Source organism: Pseudoxanthobacter sp. M-2 (assembly GCF_046156265.1).
In the GTDB taxonomy this organism is placed as follows: domain Bacteria; phylum Pseudomonadota; class Alphaproteobacteria; order Rhizobiales; family Segnochrobactraceae; genus CAMDHY01.
The window spans coordinates 597,941-614,414 of record NZ_JAWDIR010000011.1; the positions used below are offsets into that span (position 1 = coordinate 597,941).

General features: G+C 69.9%; 10 protein-coding genes and 2 tRNA genes. 9 read left to right on the top strand and 3 right to left on the bottom strand.

Going from position 1 to position 16,474, the window contains the following annotated elements; translation table 11 throughout:
* The 4 genes from RUR49_RS07830 (at position 1) to RUR49_RS07845 (ending at position 5,296) form a co-directional block, all read left to right on the top strand.
* Positions 1 to 855, top strand: a complete 855-nt coding sequence (locus tag RUR49_RS07830; protein WP_409145811.1) for an ABC transporter permease — start codon at positions 1 to 3, stop codon at positions 853 to 855.
* A complete protein-coding gene (locus tag RUR49_RS07835; RefSeq protein WP_409145812.1) occupies positions 852 to 2,528 on the top strand; it encodes an ATP-binding cassette domain-containing protein in 1,677 nt (558 codons plus the stop codon). The genes RUR49_RS07830 and RUR49_RS07835 overlap by 4 nt, the downstream gene beginning before the upstream one ends.
* Before the next feature lie 16 nt (positions 2,529 to 2,544).
* Positions 2,545 to 4,203, top strand: coding sequence for an ABC transporter substrate-binding protein (locus RUR49_RS07840; RefSeq protein ID WP_409145813.1), 1,659 nt, complete (start codon positions 2,545 to 2,547; stop codon positions 4,201 to 4,203).
* A gap of 100 nt (positions 4,204 to 4,303) precedes the next feature.
* Positions 4,304 to 5,296 (top strand): LLM class flavin-dependent oxidoreductase, encoded by a 993-nt coding sequence (locus RUR49_RS07845; RefSeq protein WP_409145814.1) that lies wholly within the window; start codon positions 4,304 to 4,306, stop codon positions 5,294 to 5,296.
* Here the strand turns inward: RUR49_RS07845 and RUR49_RS07850 are convergent.
* Positions 5,277 to 5,489 carry a hypothetical protein gene (locus RUR49_RS07850; protein WP_409145815.1) on the bottom strand — a complete coding sequence of 71 codons (213 nt, stop codon included), beginning with the start codon at positions 5,487 to 5,489 and terminating at the stop codon, positions 5,277 to 5,279. The two genes, RUR49_RS07845 and RUR49_RS07850, sit on opposite strands and share 20 nt — an antisense overlap.
* 179 nt (positions 5,490 to 5,668) lie before the next feature.
* Here RUR49_RS07850 and RUR49_RS07855 point away from each other — a divergent pair, with 179 nt between their 5' ends.
* On the top strand, positions 5,669 to 11,614 hold the full coding sequence (locus tag RUR49_RS07855) for a DUF3320 domain-containing protein (RefSeq protein ID WP_409145816.1): 5,946 nt from the start codon (positions 5,669 to 5,671) through the stop codon (positions 11,612 to 11,614).
* A 276-nt stretch (positions 11,615 to 11,890) separates the two neighbouring features.
* Here the strand turns inward: RUR49_RS07855 and RUR49_RS07860 are convergent.
* A tRNA-Thr gene (locus tag RUR49_RS07860) sits at positions 11,891 to 11,965 on the bottom strand.
* A 295-nt stretch (positions 11,966 to 12,260) separates the two neighbouring features.
* On the opposite strand from RUR49_RS07860, the gene RUR49_RS07865 reads away from it, so the two are divergent.
* Complete coding sequence (locus tag RUR49_RS07865; RefSeq protein ID WP_409145817.1) at positions 12,261 to 12,779, top strand: BA14K family protein; 519 nt, start codon at positions 12,261 to 12,263, stop codon at positions 12,777 to 12,779.
* A gap of 64 nt (positions 12,780 to 12,843) precedes the next feature.
* On the opposite strand, the gene RUR49_RS07870 is transcribed toward RUR49_RS07865, so the two are convergent.
* Positions 12,844 to 13,638 (bottom strand): TrmH family RNA methyltransferase, encoded by a 795-nt coding sequence (locus RUR49_RS07870; protein WP_409145818.1) that lies wholly within the window; start codon positions 13,636 to 13,638, stop codon positions 12,844 to 12,846.
* A gap of 108 nt (positions 13,639 to 13,746) precedes the next feature.
* Between RUR49_RS07870 and RUR49_RS07875 the strand changes: the two genes are divergently transcribed.
* The 3 genes from RUR49_RS07875 (at position 13,747) to RUR49_RS07885 (ending at position 16,232) form a co-directional block, all read left to right on the top strand.
* A tRNA-Val gene (locus RUR49_RS07875) sits at positions 13,747 to 13,821 on the top strand.
* 184 nt (positions 13,822 to 14,005) lie between these two features.
* Entirely contained in the window at positions 14,006 to 14,815 is an 810-nt protein-coding gene (locus tag RUR49_RS07880) for a DUF2189 domain-containing protein (protein WP_409145819.1), read from the top strand.
* 466 nt (positions 14,816 to 15,281) lie between these two features.
* Entirely contained in the window at positions 15,282 to 16,232 is a 951-nt protein-coding gene (locus RUR49_RS07885) for a TerC family protein (protein WP_409146351.1), read from the top strand.
* Positions 16,233 to 16,474: the final 242 nt, after the last annotated feature.

Here is a 16,474-nt window from a genome sequence, read left to right on the forward strand (position 1 = left end):
ATGACACTCTCCCTCACCGACCTGCGTGAGCCACGACGGCTGCCGCGGCTGCCGCGCTGGGAGGTCACGCTCTCCTTCGGCTTCCTCGGCCTCCTCGCCGTCGTCGTGGCAGTGCCCGGCCTCGTTGCGCCGCACGATCCGCTGCTGACCGACTTCGGCCGGGCGCTGTCGCCGCCGGGCGCCGAGAACCTGCTCGGCACCGACGGGCTCGGCCGCGACGTGTTCAGCCGCATCGTCTACGGGGCGCAGTACTCGCTGTTCATCGGCGTTCTATCCACCGTCCTCGGCGTCGGGCTCGGCGTCGTCTTCGGGCTGCTCGCGGGGGTGACCGGGCGGATCGGCAACGAGGTGATCTCGCGCACCTTCGACGTCATCGGGGCCTTCCCCGACCTCTTGTTCGCCCTGGTTCTGATCACCTTCACCGGGCCGGGCACCTGGAACCTCATCTTCGCCATCGGCGTCGCCTCGGCGCCGCGCTATGGCCGCGTCGTGCGCGCCGAAACGCTCGCCGTGATCCACTCCGATTTCGTGCAGCAGGCGCGGCTGTCGGTCGCCTCGCCGGCGCTGATCGTGCTCCGCCACGTGTTGCCGAACGCCCTCGGCACCGTTCCGGTGCTCGCCACCCTCGGCGTCGGCGGCGCCATCCTGGGCGCGGCGGGCCTGAGCTTCCTCGGCTTCGGGCCGGCCCAGCCGATCCCCGAGTGGGGCTCGATGCTGTCGGAGGCGCGCGGCGACCTGCGCGTCGCCTGGTGGGCCGGCGTGTTCCCCGGCCTCGCCATCACGCTCACGGCCATCGCCGTCACCGTCGTCGGCCGGCACTTCCAGCGGTCCTTCGAGCGCAGGAGCGGCCGATGACCGTGCACGTGCGGCCCTGCCAGGACGCTCCCGCCCCCGGCGCGGGCGAACTCCTCATCGACGTTCGTGGCCTGCGCGTCGCATTCGACGGCGCGCCGGCCGGGGCGCCGCCGGTGGTCGACGGTCTCGACCTGTCGCTGCGGCGCGGCCGCGTGCTCGCGATCGTCGGCGAGTCGGGCTCCGGCAAGTCGGTCAGCGCCCGCAGCCTGCTCGGCCTCGCCGGCGCCGGCGCCCGGGTCGCGGCCGAGCGCTTCGACGTGCTCGGGCGGGACGCGCGCGGCTTCGGCGAGGCGGACTGGCGGCGCCTGCGCGGCCGGCGCATCGGCCTCGTCCTGCAGGACGCGCTGACCTCGCTCGACCCGATGCGCACCATCGGCGCGGAGGTGAGCGAGGCGCTCGACGCCGCCGACGGGGCCTGGTGGCCACGGCGGCGCGCGGCCGGCGAGATCGAGACGCTGCTCGCCTCCGTCGGCATCCGCGACCCCGGCCTCAAGCGGCGCCAGTACGCCCACCAGCTCTCCGGCGGGCAGCGGCAGCGGGCGCTGATCGCCTCCGCCATCGCGGGGGATCCCGACGTGATCATCGCCGACGAGCCGACGACGGCGCTCGACGTGACGATCCAGGCGCGCATCCTGCAGCTTCTCAAGGAGAAGGTCGGCGGTGGCCGCGGGCTCATCCTGATCAGCCACGACTTCGCCGTCGTCGCCGACATCGCCGACGACGTCATCGTGCTCAACCGCGGCCGGGTGGTCGAGGCTGGGCCGGCGCGGGACGTGCTCTATCGGCCGCAGCGCGACTACACGCGTCAGCTGATCGCTGCGATTCCTGGCCTGCAATCGCGTGGCAAGCGGTTGTCGGCACTGCCGAAGCCGACCGCCACCGAGGCCTCTCCGGTCGCCATCGACGCCGGCCCGACCGTCGTGCGGGGCGAGGGCCTGGTGAAGTGGTACCGCGGCGAGGGCGGCCGCGAGTTCAAGGCGGTCGACGGGGTCTCCTTCACCATTCGCGCCCGCGAGATCGTCGGCCTCGTCGGCGAATCCGGATCGGGCAAGTCGACGGTCGCCAAGCTCGTCACCGGCCTGCTCGCACCCGATGCCGGCGCGATCACCATCTACGGCGCCCTCTGGCCCGGCGAGACGAAGGCGGCCCGGCGCGCCGGCGTCGGCACGGTGCAGCTGATCGGCCAGGACAGCCTCGGCTCCTTCGACCCTCGCTACACGGTGCGCGAAGTCGTCGCCGAGAGCGTTGCCCTCGTCCACCAGGACCGCGAGGCCCGCGAGCGGCGCGTTCGCGAGCTCCTCGACCTCGTGCAGCTCCCCGCCGGCACGATCGACCGCCACCCCCGCGAGCTGTCCGGGGGGCAGCGCCAGCGCGTCTCCATCGCCCGCGCCCTCGGCTCCAACCCGAAGGTCCTCGTCTGTGATGAGCCGGTCTCGGCGCTGGATGTTTCCGTACAAGCGCAAATATTGGATTTATTTGTCGATATCAGAAGCGTCTACAGCGCATCATTTCTGTTCATATCCCATGATATCGGGGTAGTTAATCATCTGTGTGACAAGACAATTGTCATGCTTTCGGGGAAGATCGTCGATCAGGGGTCGTCCGAATCCTTATTCGGAACGTCGACCGTCGATTACACGCGACAACTGATGCAGGCCGTGCCGCATCTTTGAACGAGGAAATCTCACCATGGCAAGCAAGCTTCGACGCTCGTGGCTGAGCGGCGCCGTCATCGCCGTCGCCGCCGGCCTCACTACCCTCACGCCGGCCTTCGCCGACACTGCGCCGGCTGCCGGCAACCCGCAGTCCGGCGGCACGCTGACGATCGCGCTGCCGTTCTTCCCGGACGAGGGCCTCAACCCGCATCACCGCGGCGCCATCAGCCAGACGCAGGTGATGCGCAACGTCTATGACAGCCTCGTCGCCGCCGATTACGACGAGAGCTTCCATCCCTGGCTGGCCGAGAGCTGGACGAAGTCCGACGACGGCCTCGTCTACACCTTCAATCTCCGCCAGGGGGTAACGTTCACCGACGGCGAGCCCTTCAACGCCGAGGCCGTGAAGGCGAACTTCGACCGCGTCATCGACGGCAAGTACGCCCCCGGCGCAGCGAAGAACACTTTCCGTGCGCTCGCCGAGACGAAGGTGATCGACGACCACACGGTGCAGCTGACGCTGAAGGCGCCGGCGGCGAACTTCCTGCATACGCTCGCGTCGCTGGAGGGCTCGATCGTCTCGCCGACGTCGCTCGAGAACCCGGGTGTCCGGGCTGGCGGCGTCGGCATCGCCGGCACCGGTCCCTTCATCCTGACGGCGGTCGTCCCCGGTCAGGAACTCGTCTTCAAGCGCAACGACGGCTACACCTCGCCGCCGGCCACCGCCCACCACACCGGCCCGGCCTACCTCGACGAATTGGTGGTGAAGTATGTCAGCGAGCCGTCCGTGCGCGCCGGCCTGCTGGCCTCCGGCGAGGTGCAGGCGGCCGTCGACATCGCGCCGAACGACATCGACCTCTTCGACGGCGTCGACGGCTTCCAGTACGAGTTCAAGGGCTCGAACGTCGCCCCGACCTCGCTCTACTTCAACACGACGAGCGGACCGACGCAGGACGTGCGCGTGCGCCGCGCCCTGCAGGACGCCGCCGACGTCGACGCCATCGTCGCCTCGGTGCTGAAGGGCACTGGCGAGCGCGCCTGGGGTATCGTGCAGCCGCAGAGCAAGTTCTATGACGCGAGCGTCGAGAAGGCCTACGGCGGCAACGTCGCGCGGGCGAACGCTCTCCTCGACGAGGCCGGCTGGACCGGTCGTGACGCCGAGGGCTATCGCACCGACGCGAGCGGCAAGCGCCTCACTGTCCGGCTGATCGCGACGACGCCGAAGGCGCCGCTCGACACCGTGCTCGCTGCCTATCAGGCGGAGCTGCGCCGCAATGTCGGCGTCGAGGTCGACCTGCAGTTCCGCGACGAGGGCACCGTCGACAAGGTCCGCGAGGCGAACGCCTACGAGATCTTCCCGCGCTCCGTCGGCGGCACCGATCCCGGCGTCATCCTCGACAAGGTCTACACAAAAGACGGCACGGTGAACGGCCCGCGTCTCGACAGCCCGGAGGTCACCGCCTGGCTGGAGGAGGGCCGCTATGCGCTCACCGACGAGGCGCGCAAGGCAGCCTACGACAAGATCGCTCAGTACGTCCTGATCGACCACGCGATCACGCTGCCGCTCTATCTCGACCGCTACAACGTCGCGGCCCTCGACAGCGTCCATGACGTCACGGCGTTCATCGACCCGCCGCGCGGCCTGCTGAACGGCTGGGCCTACAACACCTGGATCGACCAGCAGAGCCAGTGACGGGGGAGGGGGGCGGCGCTGGCCGTCCCCCGCCTCAGCCGGATGCCGGATGGCTCGGCGGCGTTCCGCCGGGCCTCTCTGGCCATATGAGGGAAGACGCGTGCCCGACATCGGCATCATGTTCCGCCTCAACGACCGCACGGCCGACCCGGCGGGGCAATACGAGGCCGGACTGCAACTCATCGAGGTGGCCGAGCGGCTCGGCTTCGACAGCGCCTGGATCACGTCCCACCATTTCGGTTCCGACAAGGGCAGCGTCGCCTCGCCGCTGCTCTTCCTCGCCGCCGCCAGCCAGCGCACCAGCCGCATCCGCCTCGGCGCGGCCGTCGTCGTGCTGTCGCTCGAGAACCCCATCCGCGTCGCGGAGGACGCGGCGATCGCCGATCTCCTGGCGCACGGCCGCCTCGAGCTCGGTGTCGGCACCGGCCTCGAGAACTGGGCCTTCGACGCCTTCGGGGTGGCGTGGGACGACCAGCACGCCGTCTTCGAGCGCCACCTCCACGCCCTGCGCCATGCTTTGTCCGGCGCCGAGCTTGGCGGCGGTCGGGTGCTGCATCCGCCCGGCAGCGCGCTGCTCGACAAGATCTGGCGCGTCGGCACCGAGCTCGCCGACGTGCGGGCGATCGCCGAGGCTGGCGACCATCTCTTCGTCGGCACCTCGAAGAAGCGCACGCTCGCCGAGAACCGCCGCCAGCACGCCGCCGTCATCGCGACCTTCCGCGAGCACGCGGGCGCCCGCCAGCGCATCGCGATGTCCCGCCACCTCTTCGTCCACCCCGACGGGGCCGAGGCACGCCGCCAGTTCGAGGCCGCGTTACCGTCCGAGCTGCGCGCCCGCCGCGCCTCGCCGACGGAGCCCTACAGCCTCGAGGAGGCCGTCCTCGTCGGCAGCCCTCGCGACGTGCGCGACGCCCTCGATGCGGACCCGCTGCTGCCGCTCGTCGACGACCTCCTCGTCCAGGTCGCCCCGGCGAAACTCACCCTCCGGCAGTGGACCGCCTCGCTGTCGCTGCTCGCGGCGGAGGTGTTCGGCGAGCGGCGGGCGAGCCAGCCCGTCTTGCCGAGCGCGCCAGTCAGGGCGCTGGCGTCGTAGCCGGCATCGCCGTTACTCGGCTCTCGACGATCTCGACCGCGACCTCGTCCGGTGGCGGCAACAGGTCGGGATCGTCGGGTGAGGCGTCCGTCAGCCGGAACAGGTTGAGGGTGAGCTTGTCTTTGCCGCGCCCGCAGCCCGGCTCGAATTCGAAGCGTTGAATGGATGCTGACGAGAAGCACTCCACCCACAACCCGCACTTCCCGACGCTTCAGACTCCAGTGCACCCGACCCCCGAGGACCGTTGACGCGATGAATACCTGACGTTGCACAGGCGACTTGCCCCGTCTAATTTCGAGAAAATACGGGGGGTGGGCTTTGACGGAGACTAGCGCTGAGGCGCCCACGGGGGCGGCCGGGATACCGGAGTGCGTGAGGCTCGTCGCGGCGGTTGCCGGCAGCTTCACCTACGCCTCCTTCCAGAACGCCATCCCGGTGATCCGCTCGATCGCGATCGAGAACGCCACGCGCTCACACTTCGAGAGCTGCCGGCTCACGATGACGTCGGCGCCGGCTTTCCTTCGGCCCAAGGTCTGGACCATCGACCGCCTCGTCCCCGGCGACGTGCTGACGTTGGCCGACCGCCGCATCGATCTCGACGCCGAATACCTCTCCGGACTGGACGAGGCCGAAAGTGGCGTCGTCACGTTCCAGTTGCGCGGCGCAGGCGACGAGCTGCTCCTCGAAGAACGGATGCCGGTGCGCCTGCTGGCCCGCGACGAATGGGGCGGCGTCGCCGACATGGCGCAGTTGCTGCCGGCCTTCGTGCTGCCGAACGACCCGGCCGTCGCCAAGGTCCTCCTGGCGGCCGCGGAAGCGCTGGCGGCGCACGGTCAACAGGCTGGTCTCGACGGCTATCAGACGGCCGACCCCAAGCGCGCCCTGCTCCTGGCCTCGGCAGTCTATTCGGCTGTCGTCGGCCTCAACGTCTTCTATGCGGAGCCGCCGGCGAGCTTCGAGCAGCGCGGCCAGAAGGTGCGGCGGCCATCCACCATCGCACAGGACCGTCTCGCCACGTGCCTCGATACCGCCCTGCTGTTCGCCGCGGCGCTCGAGGGATGCGGCCTGCACGCGGTAGTGCTCCTCTTCAGGGACCACGCCGCCGTCGGAGCCTGGCTCGTCAAGAAGACCCTGCCAAATGCGGTGACGACCGACCTCGGGGAAGTCCGCAAGGCCATCGCCAGCCATGAACTCGTGGTCTTCGAGACGACCGGCGTCACGCATCGGCCGGCGATGCCGTTCCAGCACGCCCGCGGCGCGCTGCTGCCGCGGCTGGAGGAGGACCAGGCGGCAGGCTTCGTGGCGGCGATCGACATCGCGCGCTCACGGAGTGGCGGCATCCGGCCGCTCGCGTCGCATGAGCGCGTGGAAAACACCGACCATCCAGGCGCCATCGCGCCTCCGCTGCCGTTGCTCGACGACGTCGACCTGCCCGAGCAGCCCGCGGAGGAGGTGGAGGTCAAGCCGACGACCGCCGCCGGCCGCATCGACCGTTGGCAGAAGAAGCTTCTCGACCTCACCCTGCGCAACCGCCTGCTGAACTTTGCCGACTCGAAGAAGACTATCCCTTTCCTGTGCCCGGACGTCGCCAGGCTGGAGGACCGGCTTTCGCAGGGCGCCGCGATGCGCCTGATCTCGCTGCCCGAACAGAACCCTCTCGGCGAACGCGACGCCGCCCTCTATCGCGAGGCGCGTGGCGAAGACCTCCAGCGCGGCTACGCGGCCGACGCGCTTGCCCGCGACGAGCTCGCCTCGCCTCTCGACAAGCGAGCCCTCGAGGCGCGGCTGATCGAGCTCTACAGGCAGGTCCGCAACGACTTCGCCGAGGGCGGCACGAACACGCTGTTCCTCGCGGTCGGATTCCTGCGCTGGAAGCGCAAGCCGCTGGACGAACGTGGCTATCGCGCGCCGCTGCTGCTGGTGCCTGTCAAACTCGAGCGCCGGAGCGCCAGTTCACAGTTCTCGCTCCGCTTCCACGAGGACGAGCCCCGCTTCAACGCCACGCTGCTGCAGTTCCTCGAGCGGGAGTTCGAGCTCACGTTGCCCGAGTTCGCCGGCGATCTGCCCCAAGACGACAACGGCATCGACGTGCCGCGCCTGCTCGCCAGCATGCGGCGGGCGGTCCGGGACGTGCCGGGCATGGAGGTCGTCGACGCCGTCGCACTGTCGACCTTCTCCTTCGCCAAGTACCTGATGTGGAAGGATCTCGTCGAGCGGACGGACGCGCTTCGGCAGAACCGTGTGGTCCGTCACCTGATCGATACGCCGGAACAGGCGTTCTCCGGCGACGGCGGCATCCCGACGGACGAGCGCGACCTCGACCGCCGATACGCACCGGCCGACATCGTGTCGGTGCTCCCCGCCGATTCCTCCCAGATCGCCGCCAGCATGGCGGCGGCCGAGGGGCGCGACTTCGTCATCGTCGGGCCGCCGGGCACGGGGAAGAGCCAGACGATCGCAAACATGATCGCCAACTGCCTCGCTGCCGGGAAGACCGTCCTGTTCGTGGCGGAGAAGACGGCCGCTCTCAACGTCGTGCACCGGCGCCTGCGCGCCCACGGGCTCGGCGACCATTGTCTCGAGCTCCACTCCAACAAGGCGGACCGCAAGTCCTTCCTGACGCAGCTGCGCAGCTCCTGGGAGAAGGGGCGCAGCGCGTCGATGGCAGATTGGATTGCGGTCAACGATCGGCTCAAGGTCCGGCGCGACGCGCTCAACGCCTACGTCGAGGCGCTGCATCGCCAGGGTGCGAACGGGCTGACACCCTATGTCGCCCTCGGCGTGGCGCTGCGGGGTCGCGAGCGCCACGCCCCCGCGCTCTCCTGGCCGCACCGCGACTACCACGACGTGACGGACCGCCTGCGGTTGACGGAACTCGCCGCCGAGCTCGGTCGTGTCTATCAATCCGTTCGGCGCGAGCCGGTGCTCGCCTGGGTCGACCGGCCCGAATGGTCGTCCGCCTGGCAGGAAGCCCTGCTGGCGTCCGCTGCCGAACTCGCCCGGTCGATCACCCGCCTGCGCAAGGCCCTTGCCGCCCTGTCGCGTCAGTTCGGGCTGCAAGGTCGGGAAGATGGATCGCGCGCCGACCTCGATCGTTTCGCGGCGCTCGCCGGGGCCCTGTGCGAGACCGCGGGTCGCGATCGGCGGGTCAGCCTGGATCCCGACTTCCCGCGCCTGCGGGGTCTGCTTGCCGAGCTGGAGACCGCCATCGCCGCCTACCGAAAGGCGGAAGCGGACCTGTCGGCCTCGTTCGCGCGAGACGCCATCGACGGTATCCCGACGGATGAGCTCGCGCGGGGCTGGCGCGAGGCCGGCGCTTCGATCTGGCCGATGAGCTGGTTCGGACGTCGCCGCGTCCGCAAACTCCTGGAGAGCTACGCGAGCGCCGGGCGGCCGGACCCGCAGAACGACCTGCCCATCCTTGCCCGGCTACAGACGCTCCGGCGGGCGGCCGACACCAGCGGTCTTGCCGGCAAGCCGGTCGCCTTCGCCGGGCTCGACTCGGACGTCGCCGCCCTCGACCGACACCTCGCCGACGCGAGCCGTCTGCGCGACGGTGTGCACGGCCTCGGTCGAACGGCCGAGGCGATCGCGACGGTCGCCAGGGCGATCTCGCCGGCCCTGATGCCGGGCGAAGCCGATGATGCGCTTCGTCTCGGGGCGAGCGATTACCGGGAGGCGCATGCCGGCTTTCTCGCGGCCATGGCGCGGTTCGCGGAGGTCGCCGGGTGCGGAGATCCCGGCTCGCTCGACAGCGAGACCCTGCTGCAGGACCTCACGACGGTGACGGAGCAGATCGCCGCTTCGGCCGGGCTGCTGCGCGACTGGACGAGCTGGTGCGGGGTTCGCAGGCGCGCCGAGGAACAGGGTCTTGCACCGCTCATCGCGGATCTCGAGAGCGGCGCCGTGGCGCCCGGCGAGACACGGGCCGCCTTCGAGCTCGCCTATGCGCGCTGGTGGCTGCCGCCGACGATCGACGCCGATGGGACCCTGCGGGACTTCCGCCGTTTCCAGCACGAGCACGCCATCGAGGAGTTCCGCGAGATCGACGATCTCGTGCGCGCGAAGGCCACGGCGCGGGTGGTGAGTGCGATCGCCCACGGACTTCCGGCGGTGCAGAGCGTGCCGCGCAATTCGGAGCTCGGACTCCTGCGCCATCAGATGGAGCTCCAGAGGCCGAGCCGCTCGATCCGCGAGATGATCGGCGCACTGCCGCAGAGCTTCGCCAAGCTCGCGCCCTGCATGCTGATGTCGCCGCTCTCGATCGCGCAGTACTTTCCGGCGTCGCAGTCACTCTTCGATGTGGTGATCTTCGACGAGGCATCGCAGATCACCACCTGGGACGCCGTCGGAGCGATCGCCCGCGGGCGCCAGACGATCATCGTCGGCGACCCGAAGCAGCTGCCGCCGACGAACTTCTTCGGCCGCAACGAGGACGAGGAGGATGTCGCCGACCACGAGCGCGACCTCGAGAGCATCCTCGACGAGGCGAAGGCGGCCGGCATCCCCGTCCGCGACCTGCGCTGGCACTACCGCAGTCGCAGCGAGTCGCTGATCGCCTTCTCGAACGCGCACTACTACCAGAACCGCCTGATTACCTTCCCTGCGCCGACCGTGACCGACCGTGCCGTGAGGCTCGTCCACGTCGACGGCGTCTATGACCGCGGCAAGAGCCGGACGAACCGGACCGAGGCGCAGGCCCTGGTCGATGACGGCGTCCGCAGGATGCGGCACTGGCTGGCGTTGCCCGAGGCCGTTCGCCCGACGCTCGGCATCGTCACCTTCAACGCCCAGCAGCAGAGCCTCATTCACGACCTCCTCGACGAGGCCCGCCGCCATGAGCCGGAGCTGGAGTGGTTCTTCAGCGATGATCGGGTCGAGCCGACGATCGTCAGGAACCTCGAGAACGTCCAGGGCGACGAGCGGGACGTCATCCTGTTCTCGATCACCTTTTCCAGGGATGCCGCCGGCAAGCGGTCGATGGACTTCGGCGCCCTCAACCGCGACGGCGGCGAGCGCCGCCTCAACGTGGCGGTGACCCGCGCGCGCCAGGAACTGGTCATTTTCTCTGGCTTCCGGGCCGACGACGTCGTCGCCGAGCGGACGAAGGCGCTCGGCGTCCTGCACCTCAAGACCTTCCTGGACTTCGCCGCCCGCGGAGCGGTCGCCCTCGCTGGCCAGGCGGAAGGGTCGGTCGGAGATTACGATTCGCCGTTCGAGGAGGCCGTGGCGGAAGCCTTGACGCGCCTCGGCTGGCAAACCGTGCCGCAGGTCGGCATGTCGGGGTTCCGCATCGACATCGGCATCCGCCACCCCGACCGTGCGGGTGCGTTCCTGGCGGGTGTCGAATGCGACGGGGCGACCTACCACAGCGCGGCGACGGCGCGGGACCGCGACAAGGTGCGGGAGCAGGTGCTCCGGGGCCTCGGCTGGAACATCCTGCGTGTCTGGTCGACCGACTGGTGGTTCGACGCCCGTGGAGCGACCGCGCGTCTGCACGAGGCGTTGACGACCCTCCTCCAGGACAGCCGACAGGCGGCGGCCGACGCTGCCCCGGCCGAGACCCAGCACTGGGACCTGGGTGACGAGGTCGACCCGGGGCAAGTGGCCGACCTTCCAGCCTCCTCCGACGAGCCGGCGGACGACACCGGCGGCGATTACCGACAGGACGACGCGCCCATCCTCCTGGCAGCCGAGCCGCCCGCTCCAGTGTGGGAGGCAGCCCCCGTTCTCGTCCGCAACGCCGCCGCCGAACGAATGATCGAGGTCAACGCCTCCCATCCCGCCGCGCCGGTGGTCGTCGGGGCCGGCGCGCCGTATCGCGTCGCGGACATCTCGCAGATCCCGGCGGACCCTGAGCGGTTTCACGACGCCGACTATCAGCCAACGCTGCAGCGCATGGTGCAGGTGATCCTGGAGGCCGAGGCGCCGGTTCGCGACGATCTGCTCGCGCAGCGCGTCGCGCGGGCGCACGGCTGGCTGCGGACGGGCAGCAGGATCCGCGAGCGTCTCGAGCCGCATACGCTTGCTTACGAGCGCACCAGCGAGAGCGTCGGTGACTTCGTCTGGCTGAACGGTACCGTCGCGCCAGTCATTCCGCACCGCGCCGTCACGGACGAGGCGTTCAGACGGTCGGTGACGGAGATTCCGCTGCCCGAACTCGCAGGGCTCGTTCTGTCCACCCCCTCGCTCGACAGCGACCCCGATCCAGCGCTTGCGCTGGCCCGCCTGCTCGGCGTGGGTCGTCTCGCCGCGACGTCTCGGGCGCGGCTCGAGGAAGCGATAATCTACGCACGTCGCCTCGGTGCGGGGCCGTAACAACGGATCGGGTCGCGCCCGGCCACGCCCGCATTGCCATCGATGTTGCAGGGTCGATGCAGCGGGCCGCACACGGCGTACGGTCCCCGACGGGAAAGCGAGGAGCGCGCGATAGGTGCTCAAGGCCTGCGCGATGGTGCCGTGTCGCCCTGTTCGCAGAATGGGTGTCGTACGCACGCGCTTCCCGACCTGACAGCCGGGGGTGGGCCGATGGGTGGACCAATCGTCGACCAATGCCAATAAGGCATTGAGATTTATAGAGAGTTTGCTCCGCAATGGTGCCGGGTGAGGGGATCGAACCCCCGACCTTCGGTTTACAAAACCGCTGCACTACCGCTGTGCTAACCCGGCCGCCCTGCCTCGCGGGCGCGGCTCCCATAGCACGGCTCGATCGGCCGCGCACGAGGGTCTCGACGACGATCCGGTCCGCTCGCGCGGCTGCGGCGCGCCTGCTCCGGCCGCGCCCTCCGCGGTCGCCGCTACGGCCGGCACCGGGTGCCTTCGGCGGCGGCAGGCAATCGAATCGGCTGGCCATCGGTGCCCGGCCATTCAGGCGGCATTCAGCTTGGGGGTGCCAACATTGCGTCAGCTTTCGCGCGGGGCGCACCCCTCGCCGCCGGGCGGGCGTGTTGCGGAGTACAGCATCATGAAGACCCTCTTCGCTTTGGCGGCCGGCCTGGTCCTGCTCGCGGCGCCGGTGGCGGCTGCGCCGATCGCCAACATCGGCGGCGGCAAGACCGTGGCGGCGAGCGGCGGGCTTCCCGTCGAGACCGTGCAGTCGCGCGGCAAGCGGGTGGCACCGGTCGGCGGGCCCTATCGCGGCGGGCCGCGCTGGCACGGTGGCGGCCGGCATCACAATCACTACTACCGCGGCGGCCGCTGGTACGGCGGTGGCTGGGGCCGCGGCTGGGGCTACGGCGGCTGGGGTGGCGGCTACTGGCCCGGCTACTACGGCGGCTACTACGGCTACGGCGCGCCGGTGATCGTCGGCGCTCCGGTCGTCGTGGGGCCGCGTGCGGTGGTGGTTGCCCCGCGCGGCGTCGTCAAGGTTCGCCGGCCGTGGACGCGGGCGTGGGTGCGCTCGTGCTCGAAGCGGTTCCGCTCGTTCAACCCGCGGACCGGCTACTACCGCACCTACAGCGGCCGCCTGGTGTTCTGCCGCTGAGACATCTCCGGCGGCGCGGGGCGATCGCTCCCGCGTCGCCAGGCGTGGCAGTGCTTGCCGTCGGTCAACCCGACGCGCCGATGCGCAGCCGCCGGCCGATCGCATAGAGTGCGATCGCCGCTGCGTTCGAGACATTGAGCGACGCGATCGCCCCCGGCACGGTGAGCCGCGCCATCGCGTCGAGGCCGCCCCGCACGCCCGGCCGCACGCCTTTCCCTTCCGCTCCCAGCACCAGCACGACACGGTCGCCGATCGGCACGTCGTCGAGGTCGTGGCCGGCCTCGCTGTCGAGACCGATCGTCGTGAAGCCGTGTTCACGCAGTGCCGCCAGCGCGCGGGAGAGATTCGTTTCCGCGGCGATCGGCAGGAGGTCGACCGCGCCGGACGCCGCCTTGGCGAGAACGCCGCCCTCCGTCGGGGCGTGGCGGGTCGTCGTCAAGAGGCCGCCGGCGCCGAGCGCCACCGCCGAGCGCAGGATGGCGCCGACATTGTGCGGGTCGGTCACCTGGTCGAGGGCGACGATCAGCCGGGCCCCGGCGAGGTCGTCGAGGGAAACATCGTCGAGCGGGTCGGCCAGGAGCACCACACCCTGATGGACGGCGTCCGTCCCGACCATGCGGTCGAGCACGCGCGGCTCGACGATCTCCGCCTCGAGCGGCAGTGGACCAACGTCCGCCCGCTCGCCGAGCCGGGCGAGGGCGTTGCGGGTGGCGAGCAGGCGGTGCTTGACGCGCCGCGGGTTGGCGAGCGCCGCCGCGACGGTGTGCAGCCCGTAGAGGGCGTAGGGCGCCTCGGCGCGCGCGTGCGGCGGGCGGCCCTTGCCGGGCGGGCGGCGATGCTGGGGTGGACGCTGGCTCATCGCTGCCTTCTAGGCGTCCGCGCGACGGCGGGCAACGGACCCCCGCGATTGCCGCGCCAATCTTCTTGCGCGGCTCCGGCAACGCGGCTATAGCAACGCCCGCGTCCCGGGCGGTTAGCTCAGCGGGAGAGCGCTGCCTTGACACGGCAGAGGTCACAGGTTCAATCCCTGTACCGCCCACCATTCCCCATCTGTGAAACTCCTCTGATGCTGCTGGCCGTCGAGGCGACGCTCGCCGTCGGCCGTCGGCTTCTGCGCAGATGTCGACGCGACGGCCCGCGGGTGCGTTCGCGCCCGCCGGCGCTTGATGCAGGTCAAGGCGCCGTCGGCGCGGGTGGGTGAGGCTTCGCAAAACGAGGGGCCCGCCATGACCGACGCCACGCCCGCGCGGAGCGAAGCCGCGAGGCCGCCGCAGCCGATCCTGCGCAAGATCACCATCTCGGACGTCGTCGACGCCCTAGCGGAGGGGATGCGGGACTTCCAGGCGGCGCCGCTCTATGGGCTCTTCTTCGGCGCGATCTACGCGGCCGGCGGGTTGCTGATTCTCACGACCGCCACCCGCGGCGGCATGGGCTATCTCGTCTATCCGCTCGCCGCCGGGTTCGCTCTGATCGGCCCCTTCGTCGCGACCGGGCTCTACGAGGTGAGCCGGCGGCGCGAGATCGGCGAACCGCTGAGCTTTGCCGCCATTCTCGCCTGCATCGGCCGGCAGGGCGGGCGCGAGCTCGGCTGGATGGCCTTCGTGACGATCTTCGTCTTCATCGTCTGGATGTACCAGGTGCGGCTCCTGATGGCGCTCTTCCTCGGCCTGCGCTCGTTCACCACCGCCCAGGAGTTCGTCTCCGTCATCCTCACCACGCCGGAAGGCTGGGTCTTCCTCGCCGTCGGCCATATCGTCGGCGCGATCCTGGCGGTCGTCCTCTATTCGCTGACCGTCGTGTCCTTCCCGCTGCTGCTCGACCGCGACGTCGACTTCATCACCGCGATGATCACCAGCGTCAGGGCGGTGACGCTCAATCCCGTGCCGATGCTCGGCTTCGCCGCGGTGGTGATGGTGCTGACCGTCGCCGCCCTGCTGCCGCTCTTCCTCGGGCTGATCGTCGTCCTGCCGGTGCTCGGCCACGCGACCTGGCGGCTCTATCGACGCGTCGTCGCCTGGGAGGAGCCGTCGCGCTGACGACCGCCGGCCAGCTTCGTTTGCCGCAGCTTCCGCCGGACTGGAGCGACAGGCCAGGAAAAAGCCCGCCCCGGCGGACCGAGGCGGGCTACACGACACCGCAATTGCCTTGGGAGCAATGACAGGAACCTTATCGCCGGGCTGTGCGACCGTGCTGTGACACGCGACACAGGCCGCAGGGTTTCGGCATCGACGCCGGCGCCAGTCTGCGGCGCGTGCCTGCGACGGCCTGACGCATCCTCTCGCGCTGGCTGGGTCCCTTGCTTTGCGAGGCCGGATGTCCCACCTCCCGCCACGCGGGCCGGGCCCCTCTGACGATCGCTGATCGTGATGTCGGACCGCATCGGGTGAGCTCGATGACGGGGTCCGGAACGCACGCCACGTGCGCCCCCTCGAGCCGCTGTTCTCGAGAGGGAGGTCGCACGTGGACTTTTTGTTTTATCTGTTTCTCGACAAGCCACTGTGGATGTGGCTCGGCTTCATGGCGCTGGTGCTGGCGCTGCTCGTCCTCGACCTCGGCGTCTTCCACAAGGGCAACAAGGAGATCGAGGTCGGCGAGAGCATCGCGCTCTCCGCCTTCTACATCACACTCGGACTGGCGTTCGGCGGCTTCGTCTGGTGGCAGCTCGGCTCGCAATCAGCGGTCGAATACGTCACCGGCTTCGTTGTCGAGAAGAGCCTCGCGATGGACAACATCTTCGTCATCGCGATGATCTTCGGCTTCTTCGCCATCCCGCGAAAGTACCAGCACCGCGTGCTGTTCTGGGGCATCCTCGGCGTCATCGTGCTGCGCGCGATCATGATCGGCCTCGGCGCGACGCTGGTCGCCGAATACGCCTGGGTCCTCTACATCTTCGCGGCGTTCCTGGTGTTCACCGGCGTCAAGATGCTGTGGTGGGGTGACCACGAGACCGACCTCGCCAAGAACCCGCTGCTGTTGTGGATGAAGCGGCGCTTCAACGTCACCGACGAACTGCACGGCGATCGCTTCTTCGTGAAGCAGCCGCACCCGCGCACCGGCAAGATGGTGCAGTTCATGACGCCGCTGTTCATGGCGCTGGTGCTGATCGAGATCGCCGACGTCGTCTTCGCCGTCGACTCGGTGCCGGCGATCTTCGCCATCACCACCGACCCCTACATCGTCTACACCTCCAACATCTTCGCCATCCTCGGCCTTCGCGCGCTCTATTTCGCGCTGGCGGCGGTGATGCACCGCTTCGCCTATCTGAAGCAGGCGCTGGCGGTGCTGCTGATCTTCATCGGCTCGAAGATCTTCGTCGCCGACCTGCTCGGCTGGGGCAAGTTCCCGGCGGAATGGTCGCTCGCCGTCACATTCGTGATCCTCGCCGCCGGCGTGCTGTTCTCGCTGTGGAAGACGCGGGGGGAGGCTCGTCACGACCAGGCGCCGGTGGCCTGAGGGCTGACGGCGCGTGAAACGACGGCGGAGATTGATCCGCCTCAAGCGCGGCGGTTCGCTGCCGCGCTAGCTTTCGCCTCGCACGGTTCGGCGGCGATTCGGTCCGCCGGACCGGTGCCGTGCGGCGACCGTCGGATGGCGGGGTCGAAGGCCGCGGACCGGCGGGGCTGGTGTTGGCGGATGGTCCTTCAGGGTTGGAGGTCGTGGCACGAGCGGCCCGAGGCGGGGCTGTTGCGCCGGGC

What these genes read in the sequence shown, in the direction of transcription:
- RUR49_RS07870 (WP_409145818.1), bottom strand. Translation starts at nt 13,638, where the DNA reads ATGAGCCAGCGTCCACCCCAGCATCGCCGCCCGCCCGGCAAGGGCCGC.
- RUR49_RS07830 (WP_409145811.1), top strand. Translation starts at nt 1, where the DNA reads ATGACACTCTCCCTCACCGACCTGCGTGAGCCACGACGGCTGCCGCGG.
- RUR49_RS07880 (WP_409145819.1), top strand. Translation starts at nt 14,006, where the DNA reads ATGACCGACGCCACGCCCGCGCGGAGCGAAGCCGCGAGGCCGCCGCAG.
- RUR49_RS07835 (WP_409145812.1), top strand. Translation starts at nt 852, where the DNA reads ATGACCGTGCACGTGCGGCCCTGCCAGGACGCTCCCGCCCCCGGCGCG.
- RUR49_RS07885 (WP_409146351.1), top strand. Translation starts at nt 15,282, where the DNA reads ATGTGGCTCGGCTTCATGGCGCTGGTGCTGGCGCTGCTCGTCCTCGAC.
- RUR49_RS07840 (WP_409145813.1), top strand. Translation starts at nt 2,545, where the DNA reads ATGGCAAGCAAGCTTCGACGCTCGTGGCTGAGCGGCGCCGTCATCGCC.
- RUR49_RS07865 (WP_409145817.1), top strand. Translation starts at nt 12,261, where the DNA reads ATGAAGACCCTCTTCGCTTTGGCGGCCGGCCTGGTCCTGCTCGCGGCG.